The organism is Pseudomonas sp. TH37 (assembly GCF_016650735.1).
Lineage (GTDB): Bacteria > Pseudomonadota > Gammaproteobacteria > Pseudomonadales > Pseudomonadaceae > Aquipseudomonas > Aquipseudomonas farris.
Window position 1 is genome coordinate 42,793 of the sequence record NZ_JAEKFD010000013.1, and the last position, 20,283, is coordinate 63,075.

The 20,283-nt window shown below is 59.5% G+C and carries 18 protein-coding genes; 9 read left to right on the plus strand and 9 right to left on the minus strand.

Translation table 11 applies throughout. The features are described from left to right. Positions 1-211: 211 nt before the first annotated feature. From JFU11_RS25580 to JFU11_RS25590, 3 genes are all read left to right on the plus strand, one after another. A complete protein-coding gene (locus tag JFU11_RS25580) occupies positions 212-1,360 on the plus strand; it encodes an aldose epimerase family protein (RefSeq protein WP_123720378.1) in 1,149 nt (382 codons plus the stop codon). Positions 1,361-1,528: 168 nt separating this feature from the next. Further along, entirely contained in the window at positions 1,529-2,350 is an 822-nt protein-coding gene (locus tag JFU11_RS25585; protein WP_201062484.1) for an aldo/keto reductase, read from the plus strand. A 30-nt stretch (positions 2,351-2,380) separates the two neighbouring features. Continuing rightward, the gene (locus JFU11_RS25590; RefSeq protein WP_038982373.1) at positions 2,381-2,851 is read left to right on the plus strand and encodes a DUF1810 domain-containing protein; all 471 of its coding nucleotides are present in this window, start codon (positions 2,381-2,383) and stop codon (positions 2,849-2,851) included. Here JFU11_RS25590 and JFU11_RS25595 read toward each other — a convergent pair. Further along, the gene (locus JFU11_RS25595; protein WP_187326412.1) at positions 2,816-5,176 is read right to left on the minus strand and encodes a DNA polymerase II; all 2,361 of its coding nucleotides are present in this window, start codon (positions 5,174-5,176) and stop codon (positions 2,816-2,818) included. The genes JFU11_RS25590 and JFU11_RS25595 overlap by 36 nt on opposite strands. A 358-nt stretch (positions 5,177-5,534) precedes the next feature. On the opposite strand from JFU11_RS25595, the gene JFU11_RS25600 reads away from it, so the two are divergent. Next, entirely contained in the window at positions 5,535-5,975 is a 441-nt protein-coding gene (locus tag JFU11_RS25600; RefSeq protein ID WP_007901706.1) for a CBS domain-containing protein, read from the plus strand. A 143-nt stretch (positions 5,976-6,118) separates the two neighbouring features. Here JFU11_RS25600 and JFU11_RS25605 read toward each other — a convergent pair whose 3' ends face one another. Both JFU11_RS25605 and JFU11_RS25610 read right to left on the minus strand, forming a co-directional pair. Continuing rightward, positions 6,119-6,739 carry a glutathione S-transferase N-terminal domain-containing protein gene (locus tag JFU11_RS25605; RefSeq protein WP_201062486.1) on the minus strand — a complete coding sequence of 207 codons (621 nt, stop codon included), beginning with the start codon at positions 6,737-6,739 and terminating at the stop codon, positions 6,119-6,121. Positions 6,740-6,884: 145 nt separating this feature from the next. After that, positions 6,885-7,979 (minus strand): DUF1615 domain-containing protein, encoded by a 1,095-nt coding sequence (locus tag JFU11_RS25610; RefSeq protein WP_201062487.1) that lies wholly within the window; start codon positions 7,977-7,979, stop codon positions 6,885-6,887. A gap of 347 nt (positions 7,980-8,326) precedes the next feature. Between JFU11_RS25610 and JFU11_RS25615 the strand changes: the two genes are divergently transcribed. Beyond that, the gene (locus JFU11_RS25615) at positions 8,327-9,856 is read left to right on the plus strand and encodes an FAD-dependent monooxygenase (RefSeq protein WP_201062488.1); all 1,530 of its coding nucleotides are present in this window, start codon (positions 8,327-8,329) and stop codon (positions 9,854-9,856) included. 130 nt (positions 9,857-9,986) lie between these two features. On the opposite strand, the gene hemB is transcribed toward JFU11_RS25615, so the two are convergent. Both hemB and JFU11_RS25625 read right to left on the minus strand, forming a co-directional pair. Beyond that, positions 9,987-10,961 (minus strand): porphobilinogen synthase, encoded by a 975-nt coding sequence (hemB, locus tag JFU11_RS25620; RefSeq protein WP_123720383.1) that lies wholly within the window; start codon positions 10,959-10,961, stop codon positions 9,987-9,989. Positions 10,962-11,146: 185 nt separating this feature from the next. After that, positions 11,147-11,854 (minus strand): glutathione binding-like protein, encoded by a 708-nt coding sequence (locus tag JFU11_RS25625; protein WP_201062489.1) that lies wholly within the window; start codon positions 11,852-11,854, stop codon positions 11,147-11,149. A 291-nt stretch (positions 11,855-12,145) separates the two neighbouring features. On the opposite strand from JFU11_RS25625, the gene JFU11_RS25630 reads away from it, so the two are divergent. After that, positions 12,146-12,820: a histidine phosphatase family protein gene (locus tag JFU11_RS25630; protein WP_123720447.1), complete on the plus strand. Its 675-nt coding sequence runs from the start codon at positions 12,146-12,148 to the stop codon at positions 12,818-12,820. Between the two features lie 159 nt (positions 12,821-12,979). Here JFU11_RS25630 and mnmH read toward each other — a convergent pair whose 3' ends face one another. Both mnmH and selD read right to left on the minus strand, forming a co-directional pair. Next, the gene (gene mnmH, locus JFU11_RS25635; protein ID WP_123720385.1) at positions 12,980-14,083 is read right to left on the minus strand and encodes a tRNA 2-selenouridine(34) synthase MnmH; all 1,104 of its coding nucleotides are present in this window, start codon (positions 14,081-14,083) and stop codon (positions 12,980-12,982) included. Then, positions 14,083-15,117: a selenide, water dikinase SelD gene (gene selD / locus JFU11_RS25640; protein ID WP_123720386.1), complete on the minus strand. Its 1,035-nt coding sequence runs from the start codon at positions 15,115-15,117 to the stop codon at positions 14,083-14,085. The genes mnmH and selD overlap by 1 nt, the downstream gene beginning before the upstream one ends. 336 nt (positions 15,118-15,453) lie before the next feature. Between selD and JFU11_RS25645 the strand changes: the two genes are divergently transcribed. The 3 genes from JFU11_RS25645 to JFU11_RS25655 all read left to right on the plus strand — a co-directional run bounded on the left by JFU11_RS25645 (position 15,454) and on the right by JFU11_RS25655 (position 18,014). Continuing rightward, the gene (locus JFU11_RS25645; protein ID WP_123720387.1) at positions 15,454-16,410 is read left to right on the plus strand and encodes a nucleoside-specific channel-forming protein Tsx; all 957 of its coding nucleotides are present in this window, start codon (positions 15,454-15,456) and stop codon (positions 16,408-16,410) included. Between the two features lie 24 nt (positions 16,411-16,434). Further along, entirely contained in the window at positions 16,435-17,469 is a 1,035-nt protein-coding gene (locus tag JFU11_RS25650) for a purine nucleoside permease (RefSeq protein ID WP_123720388.1), read from the plus strand. Between the two features lie 317 nt (positions 17,470-17,786). Then, positions 17,787-18,014 (plus strand): DUF6555 family protein, encoded by a 228-nt coding sequence (locus JFU11_RS25655; RefSeq protein ID WP_008071169.1) that lies wholly within the window; start codon positions 17,787-17,789, stop codon positions 18,012-18,014. Between the two features lie 70 nt (positions 18,015-18,084). Here the strand turns inward: JFU11_RS25655 and JFU11_RS25660 are convergent, their stop codons facing one another. Together JFU11_RS25660 and JFU11_RS25665 are read right to left on the minus strand one after the other, a co-directional pair. Beyond that, on the minus strand, positions 18,085-18,243 hold the full coding sequence (locus JFU11_RS25660) for a metallothionein (protein WP_052963136.1): 159 nt from the start codon (positions 18,241-18,243) through the stop codon (positions 18,085-18,087). A 309-nt stretch (positions 18,244-18,552) separates the two neighbouring features. Further along, the gene (locus tag JFU11_RS25665; protein WP_201062491.1) at positions 18,553-20,235 is read right to left on the minus strand and encodes a methyl-accepting chemotaxis protein; all 1,683 of its coding nucleotides are present in this window, start codon (positions 20,233-20,235) and stop codon (positions 18,553-18,555) included. Positions 20,236-20,283: the final 48 nt, after the last annotated feature.

Genomic DNA, 20,283 nt, shown 5'->3' on the forward strand with positions numbered 1-20,283 from the left:
CCGCGGGCTGGCCAAGGATAGAACCGCGAAAGCCGAAAAAGTGCAGTGCCGGTGGTCCGTAAACGTGGATCACCGTGAAAGCAGCTCCGCATTAGTCATACTTTATGATTGCAACACTGCATAGATAAGCTATAAATCCTTCCTTGATCGCGTTAAAACTCGATTATTAGTATGACTACTTCTCACAAAACAACAAAAAGGAAGGTCAACCATGCTTCAATCTCGATACCTGCTCTCCGGCCTCGGACTGTCCCTGATGATCGCCACCCTCCCCGCTCATGCCGCCGGCTTGTCCAGCGAACACAAAGCCTTCGGCAAAACCAATGACGGCACGCCCGTCGAGCAATACATCTTGCGCAACAGCCATGGCCTGCAAGCCACGGTCATTACCTACGGCGGGATTCTGCAGTCGCTGAAAGTGCCGGACAAAAACGGCAAGCTCGACGATGTGGTGCTGGGCTTCGACGACGTGCAGGGTTATCAAAGCGGCACCGCGTACTTCGGGGCGACCATTGGCCGCTTCGGCAACCGCCTGGCCAACGGTGCCTTCGAGCTGGACGGCAAGCGCTATCAGGTGCCACTCAACGACGGCAGCAATTCACTGCACGGCGGAGCCCAGGGTTTCGATAAACGGGTGTGGAAAGCCGAACCGAGCAAAGGCAAGGATTCGGTGGGCGTGACCCTGACGTATCTGTCGGTGGGCGGTGAAATGGGTTTCCCGGGCAACCTTAAAACCGAAGTCACCTACAGCCTCACCGAGAACAATGAGCTGCGCATCGAGTACAAAGCCAGCACCGACAAACCCACGGTGCTGAACCTGACCAACCACAGTTATTTCAACCTGGCCGGCGCGGGCAATGGCGACGTGCTAAAACAGCTTGCGACCTTGCATGCAGCCCGTTACACGCCGGTCACTGGCAAACTGATCCCCACCGGTGAGCTGGCCCCGGTTGCTGGCACGCCGATGGACTTCACTCAACCGACCGCCATCGGTCAACACATCAAGGCTGATCACCCGCAACTGAAATTCGCCGAACCGAAACAAGGCGGTTTCGATTTCAACTGGGTGCTGGACGCCAAGGGTGATCTGGGCAAACTCGCCGCCGACGTCAGCGATCCGCAATCCGGGCGCCGGTTGCAGCTCTACACTACTGAACCGGGTGTGCAGTTCTATACCAGCAACTTCCTCGATGGCACGGTCAAGGGCAAGGCTGGCAAGATTTATCCGCATTGGGGGGCGTTCACTCTGGAAACGCAACATTATCCAGATTCGCCGAACCAGCCGAATTTCCCGTCCACACGGCTGGATCCGGGCAAGAGTTATAGCCAGACTACGGTGTATAAGTTTTCTACCCTGTAGATCAAAAGATCGCAGCCTTCGGCAGTTCCTGCACCGGCCCCCAATATCGGGTATGCCCCCGCCCCTGTAGGAGCTCTCGCAGGCTGCGATCTTTCGAGATATCCACGGAACCACCGGACTATTTTGCTGCCAACTGAAGTATCGATCGGACTTCAGGAAGGAGGATTCATGCGTACTCTTGAGTTGGCCGGCATCAATGTGCCGGTCATCGGCCAAGGAACCTGGCGCATGGGAGAGGAACGCTCCCGACACACAAAGGAAGTTGCAGCGTTGCGTTTGGGCATCGAGTTGGGCATGACCCTGATCGACACCGCTGAAATGTACGCCGAAGGAGGCGCTGAAGAGGTGGTGGGTGAAGCCATCGCCGGCCTTCGCGACCAGGTTTTTCTGGTCAGCAAGGTCTATCCCTACAACGCCAGCCGCAAAGGCATCCCCCAGGCCTGCGAGCGCAGCCTGCGGCGGTTGAATACCGATTACATCGATCTCTACCTTTTGCACTGGCGCGGCGACTATCCCCTTGAGGAAACCGTCGAAGCCTTCGAACGCCTGCGCGAAGAGGGCAAGATCGGCCGTTGGGGCGTGTCCAATTTCGACCTGGACGACCTGCAAGAATTGGCCTCGCCAGCCTGCGCCACCAATCAGGTGCTGTATAACCTGGAAGAGCGCGGCATCGAATTTGATTTGCTCCCCTGGAGCCAACACCAAAGGATACCGGTGATGGCCTATTGTCCGATCGGCCAGGGCGGGCACATGCTGGCCAATTCGACACTCAAGCAGATTGCCGTCCGTCACGAGGCGACACCTGCGCAGGTAGCGCTGGCATGGATTCTGCGTCAGAACGGCGTGATCGCCATCCCCAAGGCGGTCCGTCCCGAGCATGTGCAGCTCAATGCGCAAGCGGCGCAATTGCGGCTTGAGGTCGGGGATCTGGAGGCGCTGGACCAAGCTTTTCGCGCGCCACAACGCAAGCAGCGGTTGGCCATGGTCTGAGCCATCGCTGTTCTGTCAGAGGGCATCGGCATGAGAAGTACCGATCAGCTCGACTCTTTCAATTTGCCACGCTTCGTTCAGGCGCAGGACCCTGTGTTCGAGTGGGTGCAGGAGGAGCTGCGCGCCGGCCAGAAGCGTCGGCACTGGATGTGGTTTATCTTTCCGCAGTTTTCCGGGTTGGGTGACAGCGAGATGTCCCGCTACTTTGCCATTCGCTCCAGTGAAGAAGCCACGGCGTACCTGGAGCATCCGTTACTGGGTCCACGCTTGCGTGCCTGCACGCAATTGGTCCTGGACGTTCCTCATCAGTCGATCGCCAAGATTTTCGGTCATCCCGACAACCTCAAGTTTCACTCATCGATGACGCTGTTCGCCCAGGTTTCGCCAAAAGGCAGCCTGTTCCATCAGGCGCTGGATCAATATTTTCATGGCATACCGGATGGCTGGACGTTGTCGCTGCTGGACTCAAAACAGGCCCAGTTGCCCCCCAATCAGCGTTGAGAAATCGTCATCCACGAACGGCAGGATCGCATCCGCCACCGGTTGCAGCTGCCGAGTGACGTAATGGTCGTAGTCGATGGGCGCGCTGCGGATTTCCAGCGGCTCGGGGCCGGCGATAGTGATTACATAACTGATCCAGCCGCCATTCTGATATTGCCGCGGACGTCCCTGCTGGTCGTTGTAGTCGTCGGCGATCCGCGCGGCCCGCACATGGGGCGGCACGTTACGTTGATAGTCGTCGAGGGTACGGCGCAGGCGTTTGCGATAGATCAGGCGCTCGTCAAACTCACCGGCCAACGTCTTGCGCACATAGTCACGTACGTAATCCTGATAGGGTTTGCGATTGAAGATGCGCAGGTACAGCTCCTGCTGGAATTGCCGGGCCAACGGCGACCAGTCGGTGCGCACGGTTTCCAGGCCTTTGTAGACCATTTCATCAGTGCCATCGGCGCGGGTGACTAATCCGGCATAGCGCTTTTTGCTGCCCTCCTCGGCGCCGCGAATGGTCGGCATCAGAAAGCGCTTGTAGTGGGTTTCGAACTGCAACTCCAGGGCACTTTCCAGCCCGTATTCCTGTTTCACATGCTCGCGCCACCACTGGTTGACGTGATCCACCAGCGCGTGGCCGATCTGCGCGGCTTCTGCCTGACCGTGGGCGCGGCGCAGCCAGACGAAGGTCGAGTCGGTGTCGCCATAGATCACCGCGTGGCCTTGGGCTTCGATCAACTGGCGGGTGCGCAACATAATCTCGTGACCGCGCAGGGTGATGGACGAGGCCAGCCGTGTATCGAAGAAGCGGCAACCGCTGGAACCGAGGACGCCGTAGAAGGCATTCATGATGATCTTCAGGGCCTGGGACAACGGCGCATTGTGTTCGCGCTTGGCGGTTTCGCGACCTTCAGCGACCCGGGCGACAATGGCCGGCAGGCAATGCCGGGTTCTTGAAAAACGAGCACCGCGAAAGCCCGGCACCGACTCGCTGTCGTCGGGATGCTTGAGCCCTTCGATCAAGCCCACCGGATCGATCAGGAAGGTGCGGATGATCGACGGATAGAGGCTTTTGTAGTCGAGCACCAGCACCGATTCGTACAGCCCTGGTTGCGAGTCCATGACAAAACCGCCGGGGCTGGCCTCCGGTGGTTTGCCGCCAAGGTTCGGCGCGACGAAGCCCTGCCGGTGCATCAACGGCATATACAGGTGAGTGAAAGCCGCCACCGAGCCACCGCTGCGGTCCGCCGGCAAACCGGTGACGCTGGCGCGCTCGAGCAGGAAGGTCAGCAACTCGGTCTTGGCGAAGATCCGTGTTACCAGTTCGCAGTCCTTGAGGTTGTACTTCGCCAGGGCCGGTTTGTCCTCGGCAAACATGCGATTGATTTCGTCCATCCGTTGGTACGGGTTGTCGATCGACTTGCCCTCGCCCAACAGGGTTTGCGCGACGTTTTCCAGGCTGAAGGACGGGAAGCTCCAGGTCGCCGAACGCAGCGACTCGATGCCGTCGATGATCAACCGGCCGGCGGCCGAAGCGAAGTAATGATTGCGGCTACCGTGCTCGCGCCACTGCATTTCTTCACCGCCACGCCCCAGCTTCAGTGGCACCGCCAAGCGGCGAGCATGTTCGTGCAGTACGCGCAGATCGAACTGCACGACGTTCCAGCCGATGATGGCGTCGGGGTCGTGCCGGGCGAACCATTCATTGAGTTTTTTCAGCAGCAGGGTTCGCGAGTCGCAGTATTCGAGCTGGAAATCCACCGCACTGTCATCGCCATTGGGTGGCCCAAGCATGTACACCTGCCGCTCGCCGCAGCCTTCCAGGGCGATGGAATACAACTCGCCCTGAGCGGTGGTTTCGATGTCCAGCGAGACCAGCCTGAGCTTCGGTCGGTAGCCGGGGTCGGGTTTCATTTGCGCGTCGAGCAACAGACCTTCGGCGCTGGGTGTGCCGCCGAACAGAACGGGCGCGGTGATGAAACGCTCCATCATGTAGCGTTCCGGCGGGCGAATGTCGGCTTCGAATACCTCGACGCCTGATTTGCGCAGCGCGGTTTCCAGACGCATCAATTGACCGTGCTGCTGGCAATACAGGCCAAGCACCGGGCGATGTTCGAAGTCCAGCAGTGCCAAAGGCTTCAGCTCGACGCTTTTCTCGCCGCGCAGCAGCGCTTCGGCTTGCTCGCGCTGGGCTGCCGGAATGAACGCTACCGACGGTTGATGTGGCAGGCGGATGCGTCGGGGACCGGCATCGGTCGCCAGCCAGAACTCGACTTCCGTACCGGCCGGGGTATCGCGCCAATGCCGGGTCAGGACGAAGCCCTGCTGTAAATCCACCACTGCAACCTCAACGAACTGATTCAAGGGGTAATTCTACGCGTGATCGACGGTGTGGTGAGGGGCCTTGCCCTAATGCCGGTCAGTTAAGACGCAGAACCTGTGGGAGCGTGGCTTGCCCGCGAAGAACGATGACGCGTAGTACCTGAAAAACCGCGGTGCATTCTTCGCGGGCAAGCCACGCTCACACAGGATTTTCGTCGCTCAAATTTCTTAACTTACCGGCATCAGGGGCGGACATTTACAAAGAAAAATCGCTGAATGACGCTTTTTGCGCGGTATCTGCCGCTTTCTTCCTTGCTCTGTGAGCGCGTCTCTACGATTCTTCAAGAACAACGACAACACCCGAGAATCCGCCATGAAAACCGTCGCCCAACTGCTCAAGTTAAAGGCCCAACAGAATCAGGAAGTCCACACCATTGCGCCTCATCAAATGGTGCTGGAAGCGCTGATGGTGATGGCCGCAAAAAACGTCGGCGCGTTACCGGTGCTGAAAGAGGGAAAGGTCGTCGGCATCATCAGCGAGCGTGACTATGCGCGCAAACTGGTGCTCAAGGGGCGCTCCTCTGTCGGCACACCGGTCAGCGACATCATGGTGGCGCCGGTCATCACCGTGGACACCCATCAAACCGTCGAAACCTGCATGGGCATCATGTCCGAAAAACGCCTGCGGCACTTACCAGTGGTGGAAAACGGTGAGTTGATAGGCTTGCTGTCCATCGGCGACCTGGTCAAGGAAGCCATTGCCGAACAGGCTGAACTGATTCGGCAGCTGGAGCAGTACATTCGCGGCGAGTGATCCTGTGGCGAGGGGGCTTGCCCCCGTTGGGTCGCGAAGCGGCCCCAAAAGCTTTGCGACTGCTTCGCAGCCGAATGGGGCGATGCGGCGTTCCGACAAGCCCTCTCGCCACAAAAGCCCCCCACATTTGTTTGGCGGTATTCCTATGGCCAATGCCGCGCGAAAACCGGTGCCAATGCAGGGTGCCGGTCGAAGCGTTCAAGCCAGGCGGAAAACCCCGGCCGCGCAGCGCGCAAGTGCTCTCGGGCACCCGCCCACCGCGTCACCACCGCCGCAAGAATATCCAGCGCGCCCGGTGATCCCTCGCCCAGGTACAACTTGCCGGCGAACTGATCGGCAAACACCTCCCAACTCCAGTGCAGGCGCTGGCGGGCACCGACCATGAGGTTTTCCCTGGATGATTCGTCCGCCTCGGCCAGCCAGCGTTCGGGATAATCGATGATGCCGATCGCGGCATAGCAATTGCTGACGATGTACACCAGGCCCCGAATAACCTGATCACGCTTGAGCGGGTTTTCCGGCAACAGGTTCGACTCCGGGAACGTGAGGCCCAGATGAATCAGGATGGCCGCACTCTCGGTCAGAACACCGCCATCGGGCAGTTGCAGGGTGGGTATCTGCTTGAGCGGGTTGAGCTTCTCCAATGCCTGAACCGCCTCCGGGGACGATGAAACATCGATGAAGCGATAAGGAACCTCGCACAGTTCCAACGCGGCTTCGATGGCGGCCGCACCTGAGTTCTGATGCCCGTAGAGCTGGTACATGACTAAATCTCCTCTGCGACTCTCTCTTTGTAGCAGCTACCGAAGATTGCGCTCGGCCAAAGCGGTGGGCCAGTCAATTCATCCGTCAAATGTAGTACCGCTTTCGCGAGCAGGCCCACAGGGCCGTCGTTGTAATCAGGTTCGGTTACATCCCCGCGCGCTTCATACAGCGCTGATAACGCTCATCGACCCGCTTGGCGAACCACGCCGTGGTGAGTTTGCGGGTGATTTTCGGGCTTTGCAGGAGGATCCCCGGCAACACTGCTCGGGGCAATGGTCGGCCTTCGGCCTGTTCGGCCAAGGCGAAGACCCGTCGATAAAGCTTGGTGTCCTCGAATTCGAGACCTTTACCCTCCTCCAATTGATCCCGAATGGTCAGGTTTCGCATGTCCAGTTGCTTGCCGAGGGTGCGCACCGCCAATTCCGTGGTGCCCGGCATGATCGAACCGTAGCGCACCAAATCGCCATCCAGCGCCAGCGGAATACCCGTCGCACGACTTACCGCGTTCTGAAACGCCGCATTGCGGCTGGCGTACCAGCCGGCGTTGAAATCGGCGAAGCGATACAGCGGCTGCTCGTAGCTCACCGGGTAACCGAGCAAATGGGCAATACCGAAATACATACCGCCGCGACGCGTGAACACTTCGCGGCGAATCGAGCCGTCCACCGGGTAGGGATAATCCCGCGCCTGCTGCTCTGCAAAATCGATGCTGACTTGCATTGGCCCGCCGGTGTGCACCGGGTTGAAACCATCGAACAGCGTCCGCCCCATGGGCACCATGCCGATGAAGTCATCGAAAATCGCGCTGAGTTCTTTTTCGCTGCGCGCGGCATTCAGCCGGTCACTGTAACTTTTGCCATTGGGTGAGCTTACCTGCAAGGCACCGCTCACCAGCAGGCCGGGAATGTGGGCCTTGGCGGCGCGGCGGTCGATCTCGTCCCGGGCGATCTTGCCCAGGCCCGGCACCCGCGGATCAGCCTGAAACGTCGATTCCTGCTCAGTGACCGCGAGTACCGAACACAGGTTTTGCGTGGTCGGTGGAATCTTTTGTGCGGCAAATGCCGCGTAGATGTCCGTGGCCCAGCCTTGGCGGTCGGCTGTCTTGGCCGGGAGCAGACGCATGATCTCTGCCTTGACCTCGGCAGGCTTGCGGACCGGCGGTTCCTGCGTGCGTTGACTACCGCAACCGGCCAGAACCAACAGTGTCGCGACGCTCATGATCAATCGATTGGCTTGCATGTTGCTCCATCAAAATCCGTTGAGCCGGGTTAACCATACGATCAATGGCATGGCGCAGGCTATGACTGTGACCGTCGCGGACTGTTCCCCTGCCCTCTGCCCCATAGCTGTAGCGCTGTAGCAGCTGTCGAGCTTGCGAGGCTGCGTTCGGCTGCGAAGCAGTCGTAAAACCTGCAACTGAGTTCTTTCAGGTAAACGGCGTTCGCCGAATTCACGACTGCTGCGCAGCCGAACGCAGCCTCGCGGGCTCGACAGCTGCTACACGCGTAGTTTTCCGTTGGGCAGCCGGGAGGCCGGTGCATCCGGGCTGAACCATACTTGATCCACATACCGCGGAGGACAGGTTCATGAACCGTAGCGACGTGCTGATCATCGGCGCCGGCCCGACCGGGCTGGTACTGGCGCTGTGGTTGAGCAAACTGGGGATTGCGGTGCGGATTATCGACAAGACGTCGACACCCGGCACCACTTCACGTGCGCTGGCGGTACAGGCGCGAACGCTTGAACTGTATAGCCAGCTCGACCTCAGCGACGCCGTTGTGCAAAACGGCCATAAAGTGGCCGCGGCGAATTTCTGGGTCAAGGGCGAAGCGGTCGCACGCCTGCCGCTGAGCACCATCGGCGAGGGTCTGACGCCCTACGCGTTTCTGGAAATCTATCCGCAAGACGAGCACGAACGCCTGCTGATCGAACGCCTGGAAGCCTTCGGTATTACGGTGGAACGCAATACCGAACTGCAAAGCTTCGAGGAAACCAGCGACGGCATCACCGCCCGGCTGCGCTTGCCCGATGGCCAGCAGGAAACCTGCCAGGCCTGTTACCTCGCAGGCTGCGACGGCGCCCGGTCGATTGTGCGCAAGACGCTGGACACCGGTTTTCCGGGCGGCACTTACCAGCAGATTTTCTACGTGGCGGATGTGCAGGCTCGCGGACCCACGTTCAACGGTGAACTGCATGTGGATCTTGATGAAGCCGACTTCCTCGCCGTTTTCCCCTTGTCCAACGAAGGTCGCGCCCGACTGATCGGGACGGTTCGTGATGAGCGTGCCGAGCGCGCCGAAACCCTCCAGTTTGAAGACGTCAGCAGCCGGGCCATCGAGAATTTAAAGCTGCAGATCGATCAAGTGAACTGGTTCTCGACCTACCGCGTGCATCACCGGGTTGCGGATCACTTTCGCACCGGGCGCGCGTTTCTGTTGGGTGACGCCGCCCATGTCCATAGCCCGGCGGGAGGCCAGGGTATGAACACCGGGATTGGCGATGCGATCAATCTGGCCTGGAAACTCGCCACGGTGTTGAGCGGTGGCGCCACGCCCAAACTGCTCGACAGTTATGAAACCGAACGCATCGCCTTTGCCCGGCGCCTGGTGGCCACCACCGACCGGGTTTTCAGTTTCGTCACGGCCGACGGGCCAATTGCCGACTTGGTGCGTATGCGCGTGGCACCCTTTTTGATCCCGAAAATGATCTCGTTTGAGGCGGCCCGGGAGTTCATGTTTCGCACGGTGTCGCAGACCACTCTCAACTATCGCGGCATGCCGTTGAGCGAGGGCGTTGCAGGCCATGTTCATGGCGGTGATCGCCTGCCTTGGGCCCACGACGGTGAAGGGGATAATTTCGAGTCATTAAAAAATCCGACCTGGCAGGTGCATGTGTATGGCGAGACCAGCGATGAGATGATTGCCTGGTGCACCGAGCATCATTTGCCGTTGCAGGTATTCGACTGGCGACCAGTGTTTGAAACGGTGGGGCTGGCGCGCAACGGGTTTTACCTGCTGCGGCCGGATACGTATGTGGCGATTGCCGACTACAGCGCCGATCCGAAGGTGATCGAGCGGTATTTCCGGGACCGTGAGATTCGGCTTTTCTTTGGCTAAACCCGAGAACGGCGAAGATCAAATGTGGGAGCGAGCCTGCTCGCGATGACGGCGGCACATTCAAAATAGATGTAGCTGAACGTCCGCTATCGCGAGCAGGCTCGCTCCCACATTAGATTTCTGGTGGTCTTTAGATCCCGGCCAAGGCCAGGTCCATCGCAAAGTAGGTGAAGATCAAATCCGCCCCGGCCCGTTTGATCGCTCCCAGGCTTTCACGCACCACTCGGTCTTCATCAATCGCTCCGGCCTGGGCGGCGAATTTGATCATCGCGTACTCGCCGCTCACCTGATACGCCGACAGCGGCAAACGCGAGGCTTCGCGGATGTCGCGGATGATGTCCAGGTACGCACCGGCCGGTTTGACCATCAGCGCGTCGGCGCCTTCCTGCTCGTCCATCAGCGATTCACGCACGGCTTCGCGGCGGTTCATCGGGTTCATTTGATAGCTTTTGCGGTCGCCCTTCAGCGCACTGCCGCCGGCCTCGCGAAACGGACCATAAAGCGCCGAAGCGAATTTGGTCGAATAGGCCATGATCGCGGTCTGGCTGAAACCTGCTTCATCGAGCGCCCGGCGAATGGCCTGGACCTGCCCGTCCATGGCCGCCGATGGTGCGATCACATCAGCGCCAGCGCGGGCGGCGGCTACGGCTTGTTTGCCGAGGTTGATCAGGGTCTGGTCGTTGTCGACTTCGTGGTGGTGCAGCACGCCGCAATGGCCGTGGTCGGTGTACTCGCAGAAACAGGTGTCGGACATCACGATCATTTCCGGCACGGCGTCCTTGGCGATGCGCGACATGCGCGACACCAGGCCGCTTTCGCTCCAGGTGTCGCTGCCGCTGCTGTCCAGATGATGGGACACGCCAAACGTCATCACCGATTTGATCCCGGCCCGAGCGTAACGCTCGATCTCGCCGGCCAGCTTCGACTCGGGAATGCGCATCACCCCGGGCATGCTCTTGATCGGCACGAAATCGTCGATTTCTTCCTCGACGAAAATCGGCAGCACCAGGTCGTTCAAGCTGAACTCGGTTTCCTGGAACAGGCTGCGCAGGCTCGCATTGCGGCGCAGGCGGCGTGGACGTGCTTCGGGGAACTGACTGGGCATGGGCCTTCCTGAAAAACGGTGGATGAGACAAAAGTCGTAGGGGGCGAAGCTTATGCCCTGCACGGCGCGAGGCACAAACCTCGATCGCTCAAGACTGCGTTACCGCGGCGGCAACAATTGGCCGCATCCAGCACAGAACCCTGTGGGAGCGGGCTTGCCCGCTGCCACAGGTTCAGTGCGATAACTCAAAGGGGTTGCCTGGGGATTTCCAGCCCGCGAATCACCGCCGGCCTTGCCAGGAAACGCTCCAGTACGCGGGTAACATTGGGGAAATTCTGGATACCGACCAGATCACCGGCCTCATAGAAGCCGATCAGGTTGCGCACCCACGGAAAGGTCGCGATGTCGGCGATGGTATAGCGTTCGCCCATGATCCAGTCGCGCCCTTGCAGACGGCCGTCGAGGACTTGAAGCAAGCGCTTGCTTTCCTCGACGTAGCGATCACGGGGACGCTTGTCTTCGTAGTCCTTGCCGGCGAATTTGTTGAAAAAACCGAGTTGGCCGAACATCGGCCCTATACCGCTCATCTGAAACATCAGCCACTGAATGGTTTCGTAACGCGCCGCCGATTCCTGCGCCAGCAGCTGCCCGCTCTTGTCGGCGAGGTAAATCAGAATCGCCCCGGACTCGAACAACGCCAGCGGTTGATCCCCCGGACCGTGGGGGTCGAGGATCGCCGGGATCTTGTTGTTGGGGTTCAGCGAGAGAAACTCGGGAGACAACTGATCGTTGGTGTCGAAGCCCACACGATGCGGCTCGTAGGGCAGCCCGATCTCTTCGAGCATGATCGAAACCTTGACGCCATTGGGCGTTGGCAAGGAATAGAGCTGGATCCACTCCGGGTACTGGGCCGGCCATTTTTGAGTGATGGGGAATGCAGACAAATCGGTCATAAGGGGCATCCACGAGAAAATCGGACTGAAGATCATAATCTACAGAGGGATCAGGTGTGTCCCGTGTCCATAAATCCGCAACATCCAGTCGATAACCTTTTCCCCAATCCGTTCAAGGTTGCCGTTAAAGTGCCAAGCACCTCACTCGGATCGAACCAAAGGGCTTCAAAGGACTCTGAGCATTGCCCTGTAGGAAACGAACCGGGTCAATGACATGGAAAACACCCGATGGAAGCTCGGGGTGTCAAGGTTTGTCAGCCTTAACCGAATGCGCTGAAGATGACCAATTCGATGATGAATCCATTGAAATTCGCCAAACGCTTCAAGCATCGCGCCTATATCTTCCTGCCCCCCCTGCTGGCGGTCAGCGCGTTGTTCTTGTCGCTTGAGGTCAGTGAAAGCCGCGCCCAACCGGCGGATGGCACCCAGACGCTGGTATTCCTGCGCCACGCGGAAAAACCCGCCGGCGGCCTGGGCCAGCTCAATTGTCAGGGGTTGAACCGCGCCATCGACCTGGCCACCTTGTTGCCGGAAAAATTCGGCAAGGCCAACTACGTGTTTGCCGCCAACCCGACACGCAATGTCGAGGAAGGCGAACTGGATAATTCCTACAGTTACATCCGCCCCCTGATGACCATCAGCCCCAGCGCAATCAAGCTCGGTTTGCCGGTGAACATCGAGTTCTCGGCCAACGACACCAGCGACCTGGCGGATGAACTGCTGCACGACAAGTATCACAACTCGGTCATTTATACGGCCTGGTCCCACGGCTATCTGCCCGAGCTGATCAACAAAGTCGCCGGGGAAGCCGTCGGCAAAAAACAGAACATCACCGATGACTGGGAATCGAGCGACTACGACTCGCTGTACGTGCTCACGCTGACCTGGCACAACGGCAAGGCCACCCTGCAGAGCCACAGCTACAAGCAGGGGCTGAATAACGGTCAGGAGACCTGTCCGACGTAAGCTGTGATCGTGGTGGTGCTTCGAGTTTTATAGTGCCTGTCACGGCCTCATCGCGGGCAAGCCCGCTCCCACATTGGTCTGTGGTGGAACACAGATTTGTGATCGACGCTGCCCCTTGTGGGAGCGGGCTTGCCCGCGATGAGGCCAGCAAAAAAAACATCAAAGCAGCTGTTTGCCACGCTCCCGCAGGTATTCAAGCACCGCACCCCACTCCCCCACAAACTCGATCCGCGTCCCCTTCTTCTCCCGCTGAAACGCATACATCGGGTCGTAATACTCACGCAGTAACCCTTCGATCCAGCCCCGGTGCAAATCCACCGCACCGCTGTTCGCCTGTTCTGCCAGCGCGTCTTCCATCAAGGTCAACATCCGCTGATGACGTTCGCCGCCCAACCGTTTCTGGACATTGTTCAGGCTCGCCAGCAAACGCTCGGAAAACAGCGCGAAGCCTTCATCGCCATGCACTTCGATGAACTCGGCGCACAAGTCCACCACGTAATCGCGCAGGATCCGCTCGACTCGCCCTTCCAGGCTGTCTTCCAGCCAAACCATCGGAAACTGCTGCATGCCCTGATACAGCGGCAACGGCAAGGCGCAACTGCCGATCGCGCGGCTCTCGTCTTCCAGCACGAACTGTTCGATGCCGCGGGCACGCTTCTTCAGCACGTCCACGGCCAAGCGGTTTTCAAAGTCGATGTTGGAGGGTTGGCCGGTGGCGCGCTTGCCGAAACTGGAGCCGCGATGATGGGCGTGGCCTTCAAGGTCCAGCCCGTTGCTCAACTGCATGAGTACCTCGGTCTTGCCGGTGCCGGTCATGCCGCCCAGCAAAACGAAATCGCACTGGGTAATGGCCTGATCGAGCGTATCGAGCAAAAAAGTGCGCATGGCCTTGTAGCCGCCACCGACCCGCGGATAGTCGATACCCGCTTCGTCCTTGAGCCATTGCTGAACGATCTGCGAACGCAGCCCGCCACGAAAACAATACAAATACCCATCCGGATGAGCCCGGGCAAAATCGGCCCAGGCCTGGATGCGCTCAGCCTTGATCTCGCCAGACACCAATTGATGTCCCAGCGTGATGGCCGCTTGCTGACCTTGCTGCTTGTAGCAAGTGCCGATCCGTTGCCGCTCGAGGTCATTCATCAGCGGCAGATTGACCACGCCGGGGAATGAGCCCTTGAGGAATTCGACCGGCGCGCGGGTATCCATCATCGGCCGGTCGTTGAGAAAGATGTCGCGGTAATCGGTGAAGTCGATGGACATCAAAACACCTCTACCGCGTTAGTCTGTCGCTCAACCAGTTCGCCGATCGGCTCAAGGGTCAAGCCGAGTTCGGCTGCCACCACCAAAAACTGTTCATTGCCCTCAGGCGTGACCGCAATCAGCAGGCCGCCGCTGGTTTGCGGATCGCAGAGCACGCGTTTGTGCAACTCCTGGAGCCGGCCGACCTTGCTGGCGTAGCTGTCGAAATTGCGCAGCGTGCCGCCCGGCACGCAGCCCTGATCGAGGTAATACTCGACACCCGGCAGGCGCGGCACACGGTCATATTCGATGCGGGCGGTCACGTTGCTGCCGTCGGCCATTTCCACCAGATGCCCGATCAGGCCAAACCCGGTGACGTCAGTCATCGCGGTCACGCCGTCGAGTTTGCCGAAACGGCTGCCGGGTTTGTTCAAGGTGCACATCCAGTCACGGGCCAGGCCGATGTCGACATTGCGCAACTTGCCCTTCTTCTCGGCCGTGGTGAGGATGCCGATGCCCAAGGGTTTGGTGAGGTACAGCAAACAACCGGCAGTGGCGGTGTCATTGCGCTTCATGTGGCGCTTTTCCACCAGCCCGGTCACGGCCAGGCCGAAGATCGGCTCTGGCGCGTCGATGGAATGGCCACCGGCCAGAGGAATTCCCGCCTCATCGCAGACCGAACGCCCACCGCGAATCACTTCCCGGGCAATCTCCGGCGCCAGCACATTGACCGGCCAGCCGAGGATCGCAATCGCCATCAACGGATCGCCGCCCATGGCGTAGATATCGCTGATAGCGTTGGTGGCGGCAATGCGGCCGAAGTCGAACGGATCGTCGACGATCGGCATAAAGAAGTCGGTAGTCGAAACCACACCGCGCTCTTCGTCGATGGCATACACCGCCGCATCATCGCGCGAGGCGTTGCCGACCCAGAGTTTCGGGTCCAGATTCTGCGCGCCGCTGCCGGCCAGAATCACCTCCAGCACCTGGGGCGAAATCTTGCAGCCACAGCCTGCGCCATGGCTGTATTGGGTCAGACGAATCGGCTCGCTCATCAGGGGTGCACCTTGTGAAGTCAATGCCGAGGATTCTACAGCAACCTAAAAGCTCTATTGCCACAGATCGGGTTACTGATCTGACAGTCGACACCACTTTGGTGCATATCCCAGCCAGATCCCCTTCACCCTGAATACAACTCCGTCTGCTCATCCCCTCGAAATCCTTGACCAAAGGGACAGTAAAACTACCAATTCCCCCTATTTTTCAGCCAATTGAACAAAACTGGTATGCCTTGTGCAAACGTTTGCGAGTCGCCGATACCGGCCTGTTCGCCACCTAACCGCGCTAACCCGTATCACCGGGCTTTCGATCCGCACGAAAAGGGACTTTTAATGCATTGCACCTCCAGCCGCGTGACTTGCTCGCGCACCTTTGCTGTTTCCTTGCTGCTGGCCAGCGTTACAGGACTACTCAGCAGCCACGTTTTGGCCCAACCGGCCACCGCCGAAGAATCCGCCCAGGGCGAAGCCCTCAGCCCTGAAGCCAGCCCGCCGAAAAAAGGTACCTACCTGTCGGACTGGTTCAACCAGGACCTGACCGTCATTGGCAGCAAGGACATCAGCTTCGGCCCGCAACCGGCTGACGATATCTACCTGGAATATGAATATTTCGGCCGCAAGGGGCCGTTCGAGTTGTACGGCTACATCGACATTCCGAAGATCTTCGACATCGGCAACAGCCATGACAAAGGCGTCTGGGACCACGGCTCGCCGGTGTTCATGGAGCACGAACCGCGGATTTCCATCGACTACCTGGCCGGCCGCAGCCTGGCCGTCGGGCCGTTCAAGGAATGGTACGTGGCGTTCGACTGGATCTACGACCACGGCAGCAACAGCGCCAACCGCGCCAACACGCTGTACAGCGGCCTCGGCACCGACATCGACACCCATTCGCGGGTCAACCTGTCGGCCAACTTCTACGGTCGCTACCAGTGGGAAAACTACGGCGCCAGCAACGAGTATTCGTGGGACGGCTACCGCGCCCAGCTCAAGTACATCGTGCCCATCAGCAGTTTCAGCAACGGCGCTTCGTTGACCTACATCGGTTTCACCAACTTCGACTTCGGCTCCGACCTGCACAAGGACAACCCGGCCCGCACCGCCAATGCCACCGTGGCCACCAACGTGTTGCTCTACGCCTTCACCCACTTGCGTTTCACCCTGGTCGGCCGTTACTTCCACAACGGCGGCAACTGGGAGGACGGCAGCGAGTTGAATTTCGGCGACGGTGACTTCCGCGCCCGCTCCAACGGCTGGGGCTACTACGCCGGTGTCGGTTATCAGTTTTAAGGCTCATTTGAATCAGGAGGTTTTATGAATGCAATGACGCGTCTTTCCTTTTCCGTGGCCCTGGCCTGCGGCACTCTGCTCTCTTCTGCTGCCTGGGCTGGCGACGCGCCGATCCAGCCGAAAGTGATGCTGATCACCATGTTCGCCCCCGAGGCGCAGAACTGGATCGATCGCCTGGAGCTCAAGCAAGAAGTACGCGTACCCGGCCTGTCCGCCGAGTACCCGAATATTCGCTGCAACACCCAACAGGTGTGCCTGATGGTCACCGGCATGGGCCAGACCAATGCCGCGGCCTCGACCCTGGCCCTGGCGCTGTCACCGAAATTCGACCTGCGCAAAAGTTACTTCCTGATCGCCGGGATTGCCGGCATCAGCCCGCACCACGGCACCATCGGCACCACCGCGTGGGCACACTATCTGGTGGAGTTCGGCACCCAATGGGAGCTGGATTCCCGGGATGCGCCGAAAGACTGGCCGACCGGTTACCTGGGCATCAACACCAAAGGCCCGAACGAAAAGCCACCGCTGGACTACAAGACTGAAGTGTTCGAACTCAATCCGAAGTTGCAGGCCAAGGCATTCGCCCTGAGCCACAAGGTGCAGCTGAGCGAGAGCAAGGAATCAGCGATATGGCGCTTGAAGTATCCGTCTGCACCGGCCAATCAGCCACCAGTGGTGACCCAGTGCGACACGCTGGCGGGCAATACCTGGTTTTCCGGGACGCGGTTGAGTGAGCGGGCGGAAGTCTGGACCAAGCTGCTGACCAATAACGAAGGGGTCTATTGCACGACTCAGCAGGAAGACAACTCCACCTACGAGGCGCTGCTGCGCGCCAGCCGCGAGGGGTTGGTGGATGTCCGCCGCCTGGCGGTGGTGCGCGCCGGTTCCGACTTCGACCGGCCGGCGCCGGGCCAGAGCGAGGTGGATAACCTGCTCAAATACGCCGATCAGGGCGGTTTTGTGCCGGCGCTTGAGAACCTGTACCGCACGGGGAATCCGTTGGTGCAGGAGATTTTGCAGAACTGGTCGGCTTGGGAGAAAGGTGTGCCTGAAGTCTGAGTTCGGCTTGAGGCCGTCATCGCGAGCAGGCTCGCTCCCACAGAGGTCTGTGTTGGTCACAAAGCATGTGAGCGGCGCAGATCAACTGCGGGAGCGAGCCTGCTCGCGATAGGGCCAGAACATTCAACATCAATGCCGACTGTGACGGTTCCGCCGGCGCACCTTGAACCATAGGCTAGGATCATCTGGGGGTCAGGAAGGCTCCATGATCACGAGGCGTCCGGCTGTCGCCAGTCACTGTCACCGTCCGACAATTCGACTGAATTTTCCCCGCGCCTCGCGATCCCTCTATAACTACAGGGAGGAATACAGGCTTTATGAACAATGCAAAACTTTTCGTTATTGAATACACCCTTCATGGCCAGCCCAAGTCTTTCATTATCCGCCTGGACAAAATGGACAATGCAGAGGCTTGGCACTGGGCAAGTTGCGACGCCGGAGTCGGCCGGATCCCGCGCTTTGGCCGTGAACGGGTGCAAAAGACCAGCAAACCGCTGGCGGAAAAATTCGGCATCGAGAATGTGACCTGGCGACCAGCCAGTTGAGCGTCAAAAAGGAGGGGAAAGATTCAAACCGAAGTGGAGCCTGGAAGGCTCCACTTTTTTGCCTGAACGGTCAGTGTTGAGCACACTTGCAGCCTTTGGTGGCGCATGTTTCGCCGTTTTCGTGGTGTTTGGCGCAGGCTTCACAGCAATAGTGCTTGCCGTGGCGCACGATAGGGTGTTCACCCAGCTTACAGTTGCATTTCGGGCAGTCGCAGGTACCGTCATTCATAAGTCTGACTCCGTGGTTAGGGTCGTCCGGGTGCCGCGAATGCGCGACACCTGAAGCAAATGACCGCCCGTTCCGGATACGGGTTCAAACAAACGCTTGGACGGTGCTTGCTTACTAATGAGGGTAGTCGCGATGCAGCTACTCATGGATGAACACTGCCCTGTGGTAAGGGGGGAAACCCTGATGCCAGCAAGGCGCAAAACCTGTGGGAGCGTGGCTTGCCCGCGAAGCTCCTACAGGATTTCGTCGCTCAAATTTCTTGATTTACCGGCATCGGGGAAACTCCCCTTGCCATACGAGCACTATCAATCAGATACGGAATTGCCCGACCAGTTTACCCAGGCGTTGACCGAGGTCAGCCAGGCTGCGCGAGGTCTGGGCGCCGAGCTGGGTTTCGCCGGCGACGCTGTCTACGGCCACGGCAATTTGATGCACGCTGCGGTTGATTTCTTCGGCGACGGCGGTTTGCTCTTCGGCGGCGCTGGCGATCTGGGCGTTCATCGAGTTGATGGTGCCGATCAATTGGGCCATGGCGTCCAGAGAGGCCCCCGCCTCGTTGGCCTGGGCCGACGTGCCGTCGCCGGCCTCGCTGGAGCGGCGCATGGCCTCGACTGCCGATTGGGTGCCGGCCTGCAAGCGGTCGATCATGCTCTGGATTTCCTGGGTGCTGATTTGCGTGCGACTGGCCAATGCACGCACTTCGTCGGCGACCACCGCAAAACCACGCCCGGCCTCACCGGCGCGGGCCGCTTCGATGGCGGCGTTGAGCGCCAGAAGGTTGGTCTGCTCGGCAATCGAACGGATCACCCCGAGTACGCTGACAATCGACGATACATCTTTCTGCAGGCTGTCGAGAGACACGCCGCTGCTGCGAATGTCGTTCACCAGCGCATGAATCTTCACGATGCTGCCGGCTACCACGCGCTTGGCGGCCTGGCCTTCTTCGTCGGTCTGCTGGGCAGCGACCGCTGCGTTTTGCGCGCTTTTTGCCACTTCCTGAGCCGCCGCCGACATTTCGTTGATCGCCGTGGCCACCTGATCGGTTTCGTGACGCTGGCGCTCCATGGCCTGATCCGAACGCTGGGCCTGATCGGAGACCTGATTCACCAGCCCGGTCAGTTGCGAGGTCATTTCAGTGATCTGCCGCACCAAACCGTGGATCTTGTCGACGAAACGGTTGAACGAGCCGGCCAGTTCGCCGAGTTCATCCTGGCTGGTGATGGACAGGCGCCGAGTCAGGTCACCCTCGCCCGCCGCGATGTCGTCGAGGTTGGCTTTCATCAGGTTCAGCGGACGCAGAATGGTGTTGGCCAGCAGCATCCCGGCAGCAGCGATCACCAGCAGCACCACCACGGCAATCCCGACAATGCTCAGCACCACGCCTTGCATGCGTTCCTGGACCTTGGCCTCAACCACCGCCACCTGAGCTTCGATGCCGTCGAGGTTGACCGAGGTGCCGACCGCCATGTCCCACTTCGGCAGGTATTCGGTGTAGCCGAGTTTGGGCACCAGCACTTGGGTGTTACCGGGCAGCGGTGAGCTGTATTGCAGGTAGTGGGTACCGTCCTTGGCGACTTTCACCAGGTCGCGGTTGACGTAGACACCGTTCGGGTCGCGATTGTCCTTGAAGCTCTGGCCCACGCCTTCCGGGCTGTTGGCCTTGAACAGGCGCACGGTGTTGGAGTCGTAGCCGAAGAAGTAGCCGTCCTTGCCGTAGGTGATGCTCGACAGCAACTTGATCACCTGCGCCCGCGCCGCATCATCACCGGGGGCGGCTGCGTCGTAGAGCGGCTTGATCGTGGTCATGGCCACGGCGACGTAACTTTGCAGGGTCGCCTTGGCATCGCTGAGCAGGCGCTGACGGGTTTCGTCGACTTCCTTGCGGGCCTGCTCCTGCAGAATGAACAACGTGGTCAGGCTGATGACCAGCGCAAAGAGCAGCACCGGGAGGACGGCAAGGGACAGGACTTTAGCCTTCAGGCTCATGCGCATGACGTTCACTCTTTTGATTTTGTTGGCGTGGTTAAAGGCTATAACGGC

Excerpts from the sequence above, each read along its gene's own strand:
- JFU11_RS25655 (WP_008071169.1), top strand. The coding sequence starts at position 17,787 with ATGAACAATGCAAAACTTTTCGTTATTGAATACACCCTTCATGGCCAG.
- JFU11_RS25580 (WP_123720378.1), top strand. The coding sequence starts at position 212 with ATGCTTCAATCTCGATACCTGCTCTCCGGCCTCGGACTGTCCCTGATG.
- JFU11_RS25590 (WP_038982373.1), top strand. The coding sequence starts at position 2,381 with ATGAGAAGTACCGATCAGCTCGACTCTTTCAATTTGCCACGCTTCGTT.
- JFU11_RS25600 (WP_007901706.1), top strand. The coding sequence starts at position 5,535 with ATGAAAACCGTCGCCCAACTGCTCAAGTTAAAGGCCCAACAGAATCAG.
- JFU11_RS25605 (WP_201062486.1), bottom strand. The coding sequence starts at position 6,739 with ATGTACCAGCTCTACGGGCATCAGAACTCAGGTGCGGCCGCCATCGAA.
- JFU11_RS25585 (WP_201062484.1), top strand. The coding sequence starts at position 1,529 with ATGCGTACTCTTGAGTTGGCCGGCATCAATGTGCCGGTCATCGGCCAA.
- JFU11_RS25665 (WP_201062491.1), bottom strand. The coding sequence starts at position 20,235 with ATGCGCATGAGCCTGAAGGCTAAAGTCCTGTCCCTTGCCGTCCTCCCG.
- JFU11_RS25625 (WP_201062489.1), bottom strand. The coding sequence starts at position 11,854 with ATGACCGATTTGTCTGCATTCCCCATCACTCAAAAATGGCCGGCCCAG.
- JFU11_RS25660 (WP_052963136.1), bottom strand. The coding sequence starts at position 18,243 with ATGAATGACGGTACCTGCGACTGCCCGAAATGCAACTGTAAGCTGGGT.
- JFU11_RS25650 (WP_123720388.1), top strand. The coding sequence starts at position 16,435 with ATGAATGCAATGACGCGTCTTTCCTTTTCCGTGGCCCTGGCCTGCGGC.
- JFU11_RS25645 (WP_123720387.1), top strand. The coding sequence starts at position 15,454 with ATGCATTGCACCTCCAGCCGCGTGACTTGCTCGCGCACCTTTGCTGTT.
- hemB (WP_123720383.1), bottom strand. The coding sequence starts at position 10,961 with ATGCCCAGTCAGTTCCCCGAAGCACGTCCACGCCGCCTGCGCCGCAAT.
- JFU11_RS25610 (WP_201062487.1), bottom strand. The coding sequence starts at position 7,979 with ATGCAAGCCAATCGATTGATCATGAGCGTCGCGACACTGTTGGTTCTG.
- selD (WP_123720386.1), bottom strand. The coding sequence starts at position 15,117 with ATGAGCGAGCCGATTCGTCTGACCCAATACAGCCATGGCGCAGGCTGT.
- JFU11_RS25630 (WP_123720447.1), top strand. The coding sequence starts at position 12,146 with ATGATGAATCCATTGAAATTCGCCAAACGCTTCAAGCATCGCGCCTAT.
- mnmH (WP_123720385.1), bottom strand. The coding sequence starts at position 14,083 with ATGTCCATCGACTTCACCGATTACCGCGACATCTTTCTCAACGACCGG.
- JFU11_RS25615 (WP_201062488.1), top strand. The coding sequence starts at position 8,327 with ATGAACCGTAGCGACGTGCTGATCATCGGCGCCGGCCCGACCGGGCTG.